Here is a 13,072-nt window from a genome sequence, read left to right as displayed (position 1 = left end):
AGCCTGCACCCGACCACCCCGGAACGGCACGCTTCTTTGCCGATCCGGCAAATCGGCGTCCCGGCGAGGCAAGCCGCCGCTTCCGCCGGACGGCGTCCCGGGCCCGGTCGCCGTTCCCGTTCCGTCAGGCGGCCGTTTCGAGGGCGGCGCAGAGTTCGCGCAGCGCATCCGCACCGGCCGCCGCCGTGCCGGCCGTGCCGGTGCCGGGGAACAGCCGGCCCCAGGAGGCCGCGCGGCCGACGGCACCCAGCGGCTCGGCCAGGGCCAACGCGCGGCGCAGGTCCGCCGCCGTCCGGCCGGCTCCCGTCCAGGGTTCGAGATAGGCGTCCCGCAGTCGCGGCAGGACACCGGGCCCGAACCGCTCGCGGGCCTTGCGGGCCGGGACCAGGAAGCTCAGGAAGGGGTGGGAGACGGCGGCGTCGCCCCAGTCGAAGAAGGTGTAGCGGCCCGGCGCGGGCCGGAAGAGCTGGCCGTCGTGCAGGTCGGCATGGTCGAGCGAGTCCGGGACGCCCGCGGCGGCCAGTTCGGCGCACCGGTCCACCAGGAGCGGGCGCACCGCGCGCAGGCGCGCACGGTCCTCCGGCCGCAGGGCGGCGTTCTCGGCGACGATCCGGTCGACGGCCTCGGGCAGGGCGCCGGTCCGCGCGCTCGGCACGCCGAGCCGTTCCATGGCGTCGGCGCGCGGGACCAGGGCGCGCTGCATCTCCGCGTACCGCCGCAGCGGCTCCTCCCAGGCGCGCGGGTCGGCGGGTCCGCGGTCGAGTACGTGGCGGAAGAGGGCGCCCCCGTCGGGGAGCAGCGACCAGCCCCGGGCGGTGTCGACGGCGATCGGCCGCAGGACGTGTTCCGGCACCCAGCGGGACAGGGCGGCGGTGAGCCCGGCCTCGAAGGCGCTCGCGGGCGGGTTGGCCTTGAACCAGACGGCACCGCCCCCTTCGACGGGCAGCCGCACCAGCACGGACCACGGCCGCAGCCGGACACTGCGCGGGCCGGTCTCCCGCAGTCCCCGCGCGGCGAGCCGCCGCTCCGCCCAGTCCGAAGCCGCCGCCCGCCAGTCGGCTCGCTCCCAGGGCGTCACCGTCCGCGGGTAGGAACCCCGGTCCACGGCCGGGGACACGTCGTGCACCGTCATCCCGTCATCCCAGCACGGCTCCCGCCCGGGGTTCCAGCCGGTTTCCCGGGCGGGAGCCCGGCCCCGGCGGCGGCCGGTCCGAGGCCGGCGGCTCGGCGGCTCGGCGGGTCGTGCGAGAGGGGCCGCTTGTACGAGGGGTGTCGTAATTTGACGGGTGCCGTATTACGAGAGTTATCGTACGAGGCGGCGGTCGCGTCCGGTGTCGTGCGCGGCCGGCGTGACCGACCTTTCCGTCGACGGGAGACCTCTGTGAGCGCCCTGTTCGAGCCGTACACCCTGCGGTCCGTGACCCTGCCCAACCGGGTGTGGATGCCCCCGATGTGCCAGTACTCCGCCGCGCCCGAGGGGCCGGCGCAGGGTGTGCCGACGGACTGGCACTTCCAGCACTACGGCGCGCGGGCGGCCGGCGGCACCGGGCTGATCATCGTGGAGGCGACCGGTGTCGCGCCCGAGGGCCGGATCTCCCCCCAGGACCTGGGGCTGTGGAACGACGCCCAGGCCGAGGGCCTGAGCCGGATCACCTCGTTCCTCAAGGAGCAGGGCACCGTCCCCGGCATCCAGCTCGGCCACGCCGGCCGCAAGGCGTCGACCAGCCGCCCGTGGGACGGGGACCGCCCGGTCGGTCCCGAGGAGCACGGCTGGGAGCCGGTCGGCCCCAGTGCCGTCGCCTACCCGGGGCTGAAGGTGCCGCGCGAGCTGACCGTCGAGGAGATCGGCGAGGTCGTGGAGCGGTTCCGCGTCTCCACGCGACTGGCGCTCAAGGCCGGGTTCCAGGTCGTCGAGATCCACGGCGCCCACGGTTACCTGATCGGCAACTTCCTCTCCCCGCACAGCAACACCCGCACCGACGCCTACGGCGGTTCCTTCGAGAACCGGATCCGGCTGGCCGTCGAGGTGGTGGACGCCGTACGCGAGGAGTGGCCCGACGAGCTCCCGCTGTTCTTCCGGGTCTCCGCCACCGACTGGCTGGAGCAGGGCGGCTGGACGCCGGACGACACGGTCGCCCTGGCCCGGGTGCTGACCGAGCACGGCGTGGACCTGATGGACATCTCCACCGGCGGCAACGCGGCCGGGGTGAGCATCCCGGTCGGCCCGAACTACCAGGTGCCGTTCGCCGAGCGGGTCCGGCGCGAGACGGAGATGCCGGTGGCGGCGGTCGGCGAGATCACCGACCCGGAGCAGGCCGCGAAGATCCTCGCCAACGGCGAGGCCGACGCGGTGCTGATCGGCCGGCAGCTCCTGCGCGAGCCCACCTGGGCCCGCCGCGCCGCCCGCGAACTGGGTGCCGACGTGCGGATCCCGCCGCAGTACGGCTGGCGCCCCTGAGCCACCGCCCGGCCGGACACCCGGCCGGGGCCGAGCCCGGGTGCCGCGCCGGCGCCCGGGCTCAGGCGATGCCGCCGTTGGCGTACAGCACCTGGCCGTTGATCCAGCGCCCCGGACCGGCCAGGAAGGCGACCGTCTCCGCGATGTCGTCCGGGGTGCCGAGCCGCTCCAGCGGCGCGGCGGCGGCCAGCCGCTCGACCGTCTGCTCGCTCTTGCCGTCCAGGAACAGCGGCGTGGCCGTCGGGCCGGGCGCCACCGCGTTGACGGTGATGTCCCGGCCGCGCAGCTCCCGGGCGAGGATCAGGGTCATCGCCTCCACCGCCCCCTTGGTCGCGGCGTAGGCGGCGTACGTGGGCTGCTGGAGCCGGGTCACCGAGGTGGAGAAGTTGATCAGCGCGCCGCCCGGCCGCAGGGTGCGGGCGGCCAACCGGGAGACGACGAAGGTGCCCCGGACGTTGATCCGGTGCATCCGGTCGAAGTCGTCCAGGTCCATCTCGGCCAGCGGGGCGAGCAGCATGATTCCGGCGGTGTTGACGACCACGTCGACACCGCCGAAGTGTTCCTCGGCGGCGGCGAAGAGCGCGGCCGCCTCGTCGGCGTCCGCGAGGTCGGCCCGTGCCGCGACGGCGGTGCCGCCCTCTGCGGTGATCCGCTCCACCACCTCGTCGGCCCGCGCCCGGCCGCCGGAGTAGTGCACGACGACCGCCGTGCCCGCGGCGGCGAGCCGGCGGGCCACCGCGCCGCCGATCCCGCCCGATCCCCCGGTGACGACGGCGACCCGCTCCGGTGTCCGCTGTGTGGTGGTCATGACGGCCCTCTTTCCTTCCGGCGGTGCGACGACGGCCGCTCCGCCGCGCTTATATGGACTGCTAGTACATTAACTCGTATGTAGACTGTCTGTCCACATAGTTCGTCCGAACCAGTGCGACGAGTACGACGAGTGCGGCCGAAGTCGCCGGAGGAGGAGTACGGCCATGGAGTCCAGCGACGTGCCCGCGGCGCCCGCGGCGCCCACGCTCAAGCCCGGCCGGGGCCGCCGTCCCGCCGACGACGTCCGCCGGGCCGCCCTGGCCGCGGCGGCCGAGCTGCTGCTGGCGGACGGGATGCCGGGCGTGACCTTCGCCAAGGTGGCCGCGCGGGCCGGCGTCAGCAAGATGACCCTCTACAAGTGGTGGCCGTCGCCGGGGAGCCTGGCCTTCGAGGCGTACTTCAGCGTGTTCGAGCGGACGCTCGCCTTCCCGGACACCGGTGACATCCGGCGCGACCTGACCGAGCAGCTCCACGCCTTCGTCGACCTGGTGGAGCGGCACGGGCCCGTGCTCGCCGGGATCGTGGGGGCCGCGCAGAGCGATCCCGGCCTGGCGGCGGCACTGTCCGAGCAGTACGTGCGCAAGCGGCGCGGGCTCGCGGTGGAGCGGCTGGCGCGCGCCCGTGAGCTGGGGCAGATCCGGGCCGGCGTCGACCTGGAGACGGTCGTCGACCAGCTCTGGGGCGCCTGCTACCACCGGCTGCTGCTGCCGGCGGGCCTGCCCCTGGACCGGGAATTCACCGACCGCCTGCTCGCCAACCTGCTCACCGGCATCGCCCCGGACGGGACCTGACCGGCGGCGGAAATTCCCGTGCCGGGCCGCCGGCGAGGGTGCAGACTCGCCGCATGGCGGACATGCGGGCGTTCCGGAGTGCGGTCGGCGACTGGGCGGCCGGCGGTTCCGGCGCACCGGCGCGTGAACTGGCACCGGGGGTGCGGACGGTGGTGCTGCTGGAGGGGCCGAGCGACCTCGCGGCCGTCGAGGCGCTGGCCGCCCGGCGGGGCCGGGACCTGGCCGCCGAGGGCGTGTGCGTGCTGCCGATGGGCGGCGCGATGAGCGTCGGCCGGTACACCGCCCTGCTCGGCCCGGCCGGCCTCGGGCTGCGCCTGACGGGCCTGTGCGACGAGCGCGAACGGCCCTTCTACGACCGCGCGCTGGAGCGGGCGCGGGCGCCCCGGGACGGGTTCTTCGTATGCGTGTCCGACCTGGAGGACGAGCTGATCCGGGCGCTGGGCACCGAGGTGGTCGAGGAGATCATCCGGGCCGAGGGCGAGCTGCGCCCCTGGCAGACCTTCCTGAGCCAGCCCGCACAGCACGGCCGGTCCCGCGAGCGGCAGTTGCGGCGCTTCCTCGGCACCAGGAAGGGCCGCAAGATCCGCTACGGGCGGCTGCTCGCCGAGTCCCTCGACACGGCCCGCGTCCCGGCCCCGCTCGACGGCCTGCTCGCGGCCCTCTGACCGACACGGCGGGCGGGCGCCCGGGCGCGGAAGGAGCCGTTCCTGGGAGCGGTGCACCCAGGAACGGCTCGGCCTTCATCGGCGGCGCCGCCGTCCGCAGACTCGAACACGTCAGGAGGAGAGGCCCCGCGGCGACGGGGCACGCAACGCGACGAAAGAGGAACTCCCATGGCTACGTGGTTCATCACCGGCGCCTCCCGCGGCATCGGCGCGGAGATCGCCCGCGCCGCGCTCAAGGACGGCAACGAGGTCGTCGTCGCCGTCCGTGACCCGCGGCGGGTGCCGGACGACCTCAGGGACTCCGACGCCGTCCTGCCCGTCGCCCTGGACGTCACCGACACCGGCGGCATCCCCGACGCCGTGCAGGCCGCCGTGGACCGCTTCGGCGGCATCGACGTCCTGGTCAACAACGCGGGCCGCGGGCTGCTGGGCGCCCTGGAGGAGGTCTCCGACGCCGAGGCCCGCTCGCTGTTCGACCTGAACGTCTTCGGGCTGATCAACGTCACCCGTGCCGTACTGCCCGTCATGCGCCGGCAGGGCGCCGGCAAGCTGGTGCACATCGGCTCCCGCGCCGGCTTCGAGGGCGAGCCCGGTGTCGGGCTGTACGCGGCGTCCAAGTTCGCGGTCGCCGGCATCAGCGAGGCCCTGTCGGTGGAGCTGGCCCCGTTCGGCATCCAGTCGATGGTGGTCGAACCCGGCGTCTTCCGCACCGACTTCCTCGACGCCAGCTCCCTGTCGGTGGCCGCCCGCCGGATCGCCGACTACGACGGCACACCCGCCCACGCGACCCTGGACTGGGCCGGCCAGACCAACCACGCCCAGCTCGGCGACCCGGTGAAGGGCGCCGCCCTGATCGTCGAGGTCACCAACACCGACCGGCTGCCCACCCATCTCTACCTCGGCCGCGACACCCTGGAGCGCCTGGAGGTCAAGCTGCGGCAGATCCACGACGACCTCGAACCGTGGCGCGAGAAGTCGGCCGCCACCGCCCACGAGGACGCCGCCTGAGGGGTCAGACGAGGGTCTCGCCGCCGTCGACGGTGACGACCTGGCCGGTGACGTAAGGGTTGGCCATGAGGAACAGGACCGAGGCGGCGGCCTCCTCGGCGGTGCCGAAGCGGCCGAGGGGCGCGGAGGCGCCCGCGGCGGCGACGGCGGCGTCGGAGTCCAGCCCCGGCTGCGAGCGCAGCAGCGGGGTGTCGATCCGGCCGAACCGGACGGTGTTCACCCGCAGCCGGGCGGGGGCGAGTTCCACGGCGAGGGCCCGGGTGAGGATCTCCACGGCACCGGCGGCCGTCAGCGGGGCGCTCATCCCGGCCCGGGGGCGGACGACGAGGATGCCGGAGCTGAAGGTGAGGGAGCCGCCCGCCGGGAGCCGGGTCGCCACCGTGCGGGCGGCGGCGAAGGCCCCGCGGAGCCGGGAGTCGAAGGCCGCGCCGAGGTCGTCGGCCGTCAGGCCGGTCACCGGGCCGACGCCTCCGATGCCGCCCGCGGTGACGAGGACGTGGTCGACCTGACCGGCGCGGTCGAACGCCTCGGCGAGGGTCCGGTCGTCGGCGCCGTCGCCCGCGACGCCCAGTACGGCGTCGTCGGCGTCCTCGTCCGGGCCCGCACCGCGCACCCGGGAGACGGCGGCCTTGAGCCGGTCGGCGTCGCGGCCGACCAGCACGACGCGGGCGCCGACCGAGCGCAGCAGCACACCCGTCGCCAGCCCGATACCGGAGGTGCCGCCGACGAGGACGGCGGTCGCGCCGGCCAGGCCGCCGGGCAGTGGGTTGCGGACCGGCACGGGGGCGGGCTCGGGGGCGGGTGAGGACGCGGGTGAGGAAGTCGGAGTGCTCATGCGCGGGCAGCCTCTCGCTGACTAAACCATCTGGTTGTTTTACATCCGAGGAGGATGCTGCCGCCCGGGGGACGCGGAGTCAACCGGATGGTTTAATTCGGCCATGGCTTATGACGCGGAGGACACCAGGCGGCGGATCTTCGCCGCCGCTGCCGCCGAGTTCGCCGAGCACGGCCTCGCGGGGGCCAGGGTCGAGCGGATCGCGACGGCCGCCAGGGCGAACAAGCAGGCCATCTACCTCTACTACGGCAGCAAGGAGAAGCTGTTCGCCGCCGTACTGCGGGCGAAGCTGGAGGAGGCCGGCGCCGCCATCCGCGTCGATCCCGACGCGGTGGCCGAGTCGGTCGGACAGCTCTTCGACTGGTACCAGGAGCACCCGGAGCTGATCAGGCTGCTGCTGTGGGACGCGCTGGAGGCGGTCGAGGAGGACGCCGAGAGCGAGCGGGAGCGCCGCGACGCCTTCCGCCGGAAGGTGGAGCGGCTCACGGGCGGCGACGCGGCCCGGCAACTGCCGGAGGAGACGCGCGTGCGCGCCGCGCAGGACCTGCTGTTCACCGTCATGGGGCTGATCGCCTGGAACTTCGCGGTGCCGCGGATGTGCCGCCTGGTGCTGGACGAGGAGACCGAGCGGGCCGCCCTCGACCGCCGCCGCCGGACCGTCATGGAGGCCGCCCGCACACTCGCCGCCGCCGGGGGGCTGGCCGGTCGCGGGTGACCCCGCCACCGGCCGCCCGGAGCAGAGGCTCAGTCCTGCAGCGCCAGTCCCTCCGGTGAGGTCAGGCCCTTCTCGGGGTGGGCGCGGAACGTCGCCGTCCACGCGGTGGGCGGGCAGGTGCGCCCGTTGGGGTGCTGCTCGGTCAACTCGGCCCGGACGCTGTCCTCGACGACCGTGTCACCGCCGCGCGCGGAGGTCACGGTGAGCCGAACCGGCACGGCGACCGCACCCACGTCGTCGGGGAGCCGGACCGCCAGCGAGGTGAACGGATCGCCCGGATCGCCGGACGACCGCGCCTCGCAGGTGTCGTCCACGCAGAGCCGGACCGTCACCGCGTCCGGTCCGCCGAAGTCGGCGGACCGCCACACCGCGGACACCCGCGAGTCCGCGTCGGCCTGCCCGCACGGGGTGGCGTCCCGGCCGAGGAGGGAGCAGCCGGCCAGGGCCACCGCCACCAGCGGTACGAGCAGCGCGCGCCGCATGCCGGTACGGCCGCACTCCTCGCCGCTCATCACGCCGCCCACGCGGACGGACCTCGCCGCCGCTCCGCGCCCGGCACCGGATCGGACTCCAGGGAATGGCCCACGGACGGTTCCTCCAGCCGCTGGATGACGAACAGCGGCTGATCATAGGGCTGCGCACATCAGGCCCACAAAGCGCCGCCGCCGGCCGGACGACGCCGGGGCGGGCGCGGCTCGGGTCACTTCAGCGGGTCGTGTCCCCAGTTCATCAGCGAATCCCGCCACCGGGTGTCCCGTACGTCACCGGAGGGCCGCTGCGCGAGATGCCGCTGGACGTAGCCGACCACCTTGCGCATGTGCTGGTAGTCCTCGTCCGAGAGGTCGCCCTTCTTGGTCCGCAGGATGTCCAGGATGCGGCGACCGGAGGCATGCCCCGTGGACTCGCCCCCGTCCTTGTGCTGCCCGGCCGCCTGCGATCGCTCCGAGTCCAGCCACTTCTCCAGCTCCCCCGGCGTCATGTTCACCGCGTCACGGAACGCGTCCCAGGTCTCTTTCCGCTCGTCGTCCCGCATGTGGCGTCACTCCTTGGTCTCCCGCTGCCGGTCGGGCCCTGCCCGTCCAGGGTGCGGCCCGCACCCTCGGGTCGCAGCTCGGACCGACTCGCCCGGGGACGAAGTCGGTTGCGATCCCTCGGGCTCCTACCCTCGACAACACCAGCTAAGGCAGTTACTTTCTTCGCCCGTGGAGCCCGCTTTGCCGTATTTATTCCATGCACTTACCTCTGCCACCTCGTGAAGACACCGCCTTGACAGGTGTCGTCGTCTTGATGATCCTGATGATCCTCATGCTTCGACCGACAAGGAGGCACCGTGCACGATCACGACGAGTACCTGTACTTCCTCCGCCGCGCCTTCGACGGGATGCTCGACGCGCTGGTGGAGCTGGGTGACGACCTCGCCAATACCGCGCCGCCGCTGCCGGACGCCAACTCCCCCTACGCCATCGCGTACCACTGCGTCGGTGTGGCGGACTACTGGCTCGGCCATGTGGTCGCCGGACGGCACGTCGACCGTGATCGGCCCGCCGAGTTCAGGGCGGCAGGGGATGTGCGACGCCTGCGCGAAGAGGTGGACGCGCTGTTCGTGCGCCTGCGGGCGGACCTCCGCCGGGCGGCGTCGGCGGACGCACCGCGCAACGCCGCCCCCGCCGACTTCGAGGGACCGGACCGCCCCTTGAGCGTGCGGGGCGTCCAGCTCCACGTACTGGAGGAACTGGCCCAGCATCACGGTCAGGTGCAGATCACCCGGGACCTTCTGCGGGCGGGGGTCGCGGCATGAGGACCGCACAGGCTCAGGGATTTCCCGGCTTCGACGACCTCGATCTGGAGCGGCTGCGCGCCCGCGGCGGCGTCAAGTGGCGCCGTGCCGGGCGGGATGTGTTGCCGGCGTGGGTGGCCGACATGGACTTCCCCACCCCGCCGCCGGTGGCGGCCGCGTTGCGTCAGGCGATCGACGACCTCGACCTCGGGTATCCGGACTGGCCGAACGGCAGCCCGCTGCGGCCGGCCTTCGCCAAACGGATGGCCGAACGCCACGGATGGTCCGCGTCGGCGCACCGGGTGCGCGAGCAGACCGACCTGATCCAGTGCCTGCAACTCGTCCTCCACCTTGCCACGTCCGACGGGGACGCGGTGGCGGTGCAGACGCCCAACTATCCGCCGTTCCTGGCGACGCTGCGAACGATGAACCGCCGGATCGTCCCCCTCCCGATGCGGGACACCGACCACAACTGGCAGATGGATCCCGCCGCTGTGGACACCGCGGTGAAACGGTTCGGCTGCAAGGCGCTCCTCCTGGTCAATCCGCACAACCCCACCGGTCGCGTCCTGACGCGTGACGAGCTCGGTGACATCGCGGTGATCGCGCGACGGCACGACCTCCTCGTCATCAGTGACGAGATCCACGCCGAGCTGGCCCACGCCCCTCATCGGCATGTTCCCTTCGCGAGCCTGTCCGACGACGCCGCGCGGCGCACGGTGACCCTGACCTCCGCGACCAAGGCGTTCAACCTGGCCGCCATCCGTTGCGCCCTGACGCACTACGGCCCCGACCGCCTCCTCGCACTGCGCGACGCACAGCCGCCCGACCTGTACGGCACCGTCTCGCCGCTCGGTGTCACCGCCACGCTGGCCGCCTGGGAGCACGGTGACGCCTGGCAGCGCGACCTGCTGACGGTCCTGGACCGCAACCGCCGACGGGTCCACGCGGTGCTGCGCGAGCGGCTGCCGCTGGTCCGCCACCACCTGCCGGAGGCCACTTACCTGGCGTGGCTGGACACCCGGCCGCTCGGGCTGGACGAGCCGCCGGTGGAGAAGGTGCTCAGGGAGGGCCGGGTCCTGCTCGACGGCGGGGCCCCGTTCGGCGAGGACGCCGACGGGTTCCTGCGGCTGAACTTCGCCACCTCGCAGGAGATACTCGACGAGATCCTGACCCGGGTCGTCGAGGCGCTGGGTGGCAGGAGGGGTGGCGCGGGTGCCGGGGACCGGATGGCACCATGAGGGGGTGGATGACTTCGTCTTCGTCAGCGGGCGCCTGTCCCTGGACCTCGCGGGGACCCTGCTCTGGCGGCGGAGCCGGCGCACCGAACTGCTGCGCTCCCCCGACGATCTGCGGCGCTGGATCCGGCAGGCGGCACTGCTCGACGCGCCCGGCCCGCTGGACGCACGGGCCCTGACGAGGACGTGCCGCCTGCGGGAGGCCGTCTACACGCTGGTCCGCTCCTGGCCCCTGGCCCCGGACGCGGACAGCGAGGTACGGGACGCCCTGGCCGTGGTGAACGAGGCGGCCCGGCTGCCGTTGCCGAGGCACCAGCTCGACGAGCAGGGGCACCTGACTCGTACCGGGGACGTCGACGAGGTGCTCGGGGCGGTGGCCCGGGACGCGGTGGACCTGCTGGGCGGTGCCGACTTCGCTCGCGTCCGGGAGTGCTCCAACGAGGACTGCACCCGCCTCTTCGTGGACCTGTCGCGGTCCGCCACCCGGCGCTGGTGCGGCATGGCCGAGTGCGGCAACCGGCACAAGGTGGCCACGTACCGCAAGCGGCAGCAGGCAGCCCGGTGAGCGGCCCCGGCGGGTGACGGCCGCCGGGACGGCTGTGTGCCGTGGGGTGAACCCGAGCCGCCGGGCGGTCGTTGAGCCAGGCGAAGCACGGGGTTCTCGACGGCACGGGAAGTGATCATGGACTGCGAGCAGGTACGGCTCGATGAGACGCGTACGTCCCACACCTGGATGGAGGACGCCGCGTGCCGCCACGTCGTGGACCCCGGCATCTTCGACGACGTGGCCACCGAGAAGACGGCGAAGGCGGTCTGCCGTACCTGCCCGGTGCTCGCGGACTGCTTCTCGTACATCCACGGACTGGCGGACTTCACGGGGATCGCGGCCGGTACGGTCTGGCGCAACGGCCACCACCCGCCGGTCCCGTCGACGCCGTGCGAGAGCGGCCGGTCCGGGGGCAACTGTCGCCCGTCGTCCCTCATCTCCCGCGCACGGCGCTGAGGGCCCGCAGTGCCAGCGCGGTGGCCACCAGGTCGTCCGCGTAGCGGTGCTGCAGGCGTACGTGTTCGTTGACGGGCTCCCCGGGCCAGGTGCCGTTGGTGCGTTGCCGGGCGATCAGCCACCCCACGGCGCGGGCGACGGGCGGGGCGTACCCGGTCAGGCCGGTGGCCACGAGGGCGCGCAGCGCGGAGGCCGTCTCCTCGACCGAGCTGACCCCGACGCTCTGCCCGGCGCTCCACGAACCGTCCCGCCGCTGGGTGCGCAGCAGCCAGTCCCGGGCGCGGGCGGCCACCGCGTGTTCCCCGTCGCCGATGCGGCAGTACGTCTCGACGACCGCGGCGGTGGCGATGGTGTGGCCCCGGAACCACATCGCCGTGAAGTACCCGGAGGCGTCCTGCCGCCGGGCGAGCCAGTGCAGGGCCTTCTTGACGTGCTTGTCGTCGGCGGGCGTGCCCGCGTCGATCAGTGCCCGGACCGCCGTGGCCGTCAGGTGGGCGCAGGGTCCGTAGGCGCCCGGCAAGGTGTCCCGTACGGCGTAGCTCCACGACCCGGCCGCGTCCTGCTGGTCCGTCAGCCACCGCACGCCCTCGCGGATCACCGCCGTGCGGTCGGTCGCGGTCAGTGCCGCCAGGGCGGACACCGCCTCGGCCGTGTCCAGCGTCGTCGCCCAGCCCGGACCGCCCGAGGCGCTCCACCCCCCGGCGGGAACGCCCAGCGGCGCGAAGTCGGCCTGGTGCTGTGCCCGCGCCAGCACGTGGGCCGTGCCGGCCAGCCGGGTGTCGGAGGCCAGCCCCGCCTCCGCGAGCGCCGAACCGGCGAGGCTGGTCCAGCGCACGTGCAGGGGCGCCTGGGCCCACTGCCCCGACTCACCGCCGGCCGCCTTCAGCCAGGCGGCCGCCGCGCGTGCGATGTCGGGGCCCAGCCCGGACAGGCCCAGGCCAATGCAGATGTAACCGGTGAGCATGGGATCCGCCGCGAAACCGCCGGTGCCGCCTTCGTGCTCGTACAACTGCCGGATCAGTGACAGCGCGGAGGCCCGGGTCCGGGCCCTGACCGCCCGGCCCACCGGATCGCCCGCGGACTCCTGCCGTCTGCCGCGCAGCGTCAGACTGGCCACGGCCGGCCACTGCAGGCTCAACTGTCTCCTCGCCCGGCCGGGCGACAGCGGCAGACGCAACGCCACGTCCTGCCGCAACGCCGCCGTGGGGCTGAAGAGCAGACGTTCGTAGCCCCCGGCCGGCGCCGCGTCGGCGTGCTCCTGGGCATGACCGATCCGGTCGATGAGGATCCTGGCCGCCTCGATGGCGGAGGCCGCGCGCTCGGGCGCGATCAGCCGCAGCGCATCGACGGCCAGGGCGGTGGCCAGCGGCTCCGAACCGAACCGGTGCGGGGACCACCCGCCGTCGAAGCGCTGGGTCCGGCAGAGCTGGGCGATCCCCCGCGTGATCAGCCCGTCCGCGTCCTCGGGCGAGGTCAGATGCAGGGCGATGAGGGCGAGGGCGCTGTGCGCCGGTGAGTAGCGGGTGTCGGAGGGAGCGAACGCGCCGTTCTGCCCCTGGTAGGCGAACAGACCCTCGACCGCCCTCGCGATGGACGCGTCGAGGTCGGCAAGATCGTGGAGCGGGAACACGGAAGGGGCGTTCACCGGACTGTCGTCCTCCTTCTGCATCGGTGCCCGGCAGGATCGACCACCGGTTGCACGTCCTGTCCTGCGCTGGAACGTTGCCGCACCCGAGTCGGTTCACCCCGCGCGCACGGCCCGCCGCGATGCA

Annotated in this window: 15 protein-coding genes; 9 read left to right on the top strand and 6 right to left on the bottom strand. The window is 73.8% G+C overall.

The annotated features are described in order from the left end of the window. Window positions 1-124: 124 nt before the first annotated feature. On the bottom strand, window positions 125-1,132 hold the full coding sequence (locus IE316_RS12435) for an aminoglycoside phosphotransferase family protein (protein WP_190204315.1): 1,008 nt from the start codon (window positions 1,130-1,132) through the stop codon (window positions 125-127). Between the two features lie 249 nt (window positions 1,133-1,381). On the opposite strand from IE316_RS12435, the gene IE316_RS12430 reads away from it, so the two are divergent. Beyond that, window positions 1,382-2,458: an NADH:flavin oxidoreductase/NADH oxidase gene (locus IE316_RS12430; RefSeq protein WP_190204314.1), complete on the top strand. Its 1,077-nt coding sequence runs from the start codon at window positions 1,382-1,384 to the stop codon at window positions 2,456-2,458. A 61-nt stretch (window positions 2,459-2,519) separates the two neighbouring features. Here the strand turns inward: IE316_RS12430 and IE316_RS12425 are convergent, their stop codons facing one another. Then, window positions 2,520-3,266, bottom strand: coding sequence for an SDR family oxidoreductase (locus IE316_RS12425; RefSeq protein WP_190204313.1), 747 nt, complete (start codon window positions 3,264-3,266; stop codon window positions 2,520-2,522). 166 nt (window positions 3,267-3,432) lie between these two features. Here IE316_RS12425 and IE316_RS12420 point away from each other — a divergent pair, with 166 nt between their 5' ends. From IE316_RS12420 to IE316_RS12410, 3 genes are all read left to right on the top strand, one after another. Next, window positions 3,433-4,059 (top strand): TetR-like C-terminal domain-containing protein, encoded by a 627-nt coding sequence (locus tag IE316_RS12420; protein ID WP_190204312.1) that lies wholly within the window; start codon window positions 3,433-3,435, stop codon window positions 4,057-4,059. Between the two features lie 53 nt (window positions 4,060-4,112). Beyond that, complete coding sequence (locus IE316_RS12415; protein ID WP_190204311.1) at window positions 4,113-4,724, top strand: TOPRIM nucleotidyl transferase/hydrolase domain-containing protein; 612 nt, start codon at window positions 4,113-4,115, stop codon at window positions 4,722-4,724. 168 nt (window positions 4,725-4,892) lie between these two features. Next, window positions 4,893-5,732 carry an SDR family NAD(P)-dependent oxidoreductase gene (locus tag IE316_RS12410; protein ID WP_190204310.1) on the top strand — a complete coding sequence of 280 codons (840 nt, stop codon included), beginning with the start codon at window positions 4,893-4,895 and terminating at the stop codon, window positions 5,730-5,732. A gap of 4 nt (window positions 5,733-5,736) precedes the next feature. Here IE316_RS12410 and IE316_RS12405 read toward each other — a convergent pair whose 3' ends face one another. Beyond that, the gene (locus IE316_RS12405) at window positions 5,737-6,567 is read right to left on the bottom strand and encodes an SDR family oxidoreductase (RefSeq protein ID WP_190204309.1); all 831 of its coding nucleotides are present in this window, start codon (window positions 6,565-6,567) and stop codon (window positions 5,737-5,739) included. Window positions 6,568-6,670: 103 nt separating this feature from the next. Here IE316_RS12405 and IE316_RS12400 point away from each other — a divergent pair, with 103 nt between their 5' ends. Further along, window positions 6,671-7,282 carry a TetR/AcrR family transcriptional regulator gene (locus tag IE316_RS12400; RefSeq protein WP_190204308.1) on the top strand — a complete coding sequence of 204 codons (612 nt, stop codon included), beginning with the start codon at window positions 6,671-6,673 and terminating at the stop codon, window positions 7,280-7,282. Between the two features lie 29 nt (window positions 7,283-7,311). Here the strand turns inward: IE316_RS12400 and IE316_RS12395 are convergent, their stop codons facing one another. Together IE316_RS12395 and IE316_RS12390 are read right to left on the bottom strand one after the other, a co-directional pair. Continuing rightward, window positions 7,312-7,806 (bottom strand): hypothetical protein, encoded by a 495-nt coding sequence (locus tag IE316_RS12395; protein WP_190204307.1) that lies wholly within the window; start codon window positions 7,804-7,806, stop codon window positions 7,312-7,314. A 176-nt stretch (window positions 7,807-7,982) separates the two neighbouring features. Then, entirely contained in the window at window positions 7,983-8,315 is a 333-nt protein-coding gene (locus tag IE316_RS12390; RefSeq protein ID WP_190204306.1) for a DUF3140 domain-containing protein, read from the bottom strand. A 297-nt stretch (window positions 8,316-8,612) separates the two neighbouring features. Between IE316_RS12390 and IE316_RS12385 the strand changes: the two genes are divergently transcribed. The 4 genes from IE316_RS12385 to IE316_RS12370 all read left to right on the top strand — a co-directional run bounded on the left by IE316_RS12385 (window position 8,613) and on the right by IE316_RS12370 (window position 11,300). After that, entirely contained in the window at window positions 8,613-9,080 is a 468-nt protein-coding gene (locus IE316_RS12385; RefSeq protein ID WP_190204305.1) for a DinB family protein, read from the top strand. After that, window positions 9,077-10,300, top strand: a complete 1,224-nt coding sequence (locus IE316_RS12380) for a MalY/PatB family protein (RefSeq protein WP_190204304.1) — start codon at window positions 9,077-9,079, stop codon at window positions 10,298-10,300. The genes IE316_RS12385 and IE316_RS12380 overlap by 4 nt, the downstream gene beginning before the upstream one ends. Before the next feature lie 4 nt (window positions 10,301-10,304). Next, entirely contained in the window at window positions 10,305-10,862 is a 558-nt protein-coding gene (locus tag IE316_RS12375) for a CGNR zinc finger domain-containing protein (protein WP_190204303.1), read from the top strand. Between the two features lie 117 nt (window positions 10,863-10,979). Beyond that, entirely contained in the window at window positions 10,980-11,300 is a 321-nt protein-coding gene (locus IE316_RS12370) for a WhiB family transcriptional regulator (RefSeq protein ID WP_190204302.1), read from the top strand. On the opposite strand, the gene IE316_RS12365 is transcribed toward IE316_RS12370, so the two are convergent. Next, the gene (locus IE316_RS12365) at window positions 11,278-12,945 is read right to left on the bottom strand and encodes a prenyltransferase/squalene oxidase repeat-containing protein (RefSeq protein ID WP_190204301.1); all 1,668 of its coding nucleotides are present in this window, start codon (window positions 12,943-12,945) and stop codon (window positions 11,278-11,280) included. The two genes, IE316_RS12370 and IE316_RS12365, sit on opposite strands and share 23 nt — an antisense overlap. Between the last annotated feature and the right edge of the window lie 127 nt (window positions 12,946-13,072).

It is taken from the genome of Streptomyces fumanus, assembly GCF_014655295.1.
GTDB lineage: Bacteria > Actinomycetota > Actinomycetes > Streptomycetales > Streptomycetaceae > Streptomyces > Streptomyces fumanus.
This window is presented reverse-complemented; position numbering and strand designations above follow the sequence as displayed.

What these genes read in the sequence shown, in the direction of transcription:
- IE316_RS12410 (WP_190204310.1), top strand. Translation starts at nt 4,893, where the DNA reads ATGGCTACGTGGTTCATCACCGGCGCCTCCCGCGGCATCGGCGCGGAG.
- IE316_RS12390 (WP_190204306.1), bottom strand. Translation starts at nt 8,315, where the DNA reads ATGCGGGACGACGAGCGGAAAGAGACCTGGGACGCGTTCCGTGACGCG.
- IE316_RS12420 (WP_190204312.1), top strand. Translation starts at nt 3,433, where the DNA reads ATGGAGTCCAGCGACGTGCCCGCGGCGCCCGCGGCGCCCACGCTCAAG.
- IE316_RS12405 (WP_190204309.1), bottom strand. Translation starts at nt 6,567, where the DNA reads ATGAGCACTCCGACTTCCTCACCCGCGTCCTCACCCGCCCCCGAGCCC.
- IE316_RS12415 (WP_190204311.1), top strand. Translation starts at nt 4,113, where the DNA reads ATGGCGGACATGCGGGCGTTCCGGAGTGCGGTCGGCGACTGGGCGGCC.
- IE316_RS12380 (WP_190204304.1), top strand. Translation starts at nt 9,077, where the DNA reads ATGAGGACCGCACAGGCTCAGGGATTTCCCGGCTTCGACGACCTCGAT.
- IE316_RS12435 (WP_190204315.1), bottom strand. Translation starts at nt 1,132, where the DNA reads ATGACGGTGCACGACGTGTCCCCGGCCGTGGACCGGGGTTCCTACCCG.
- IE316_RS12400 (WP_190204308.1), top strand. Translation starts at nt 6,671, where the DNA reads ATGGCTTATGACGCGGAGGACACCAGGCGGCGGATCTTCGCCGCCGCT.
- IE316_RS12425 (WP_190204313.1), bottom strand. Translation starts at nt 3,266, where the DNA reads ATGACCACCACACAGCGGACACCGGAGCGGGTCGCCGTCGTCACCGGG.
- IE316_RS12370 (WP_190204302.1), top strand. Translation starts at nt 10,980, where the DNA reads ATGGACTGCGAGCAGGTACGGCTCGATGAGACGCGTACGTCCCACACC.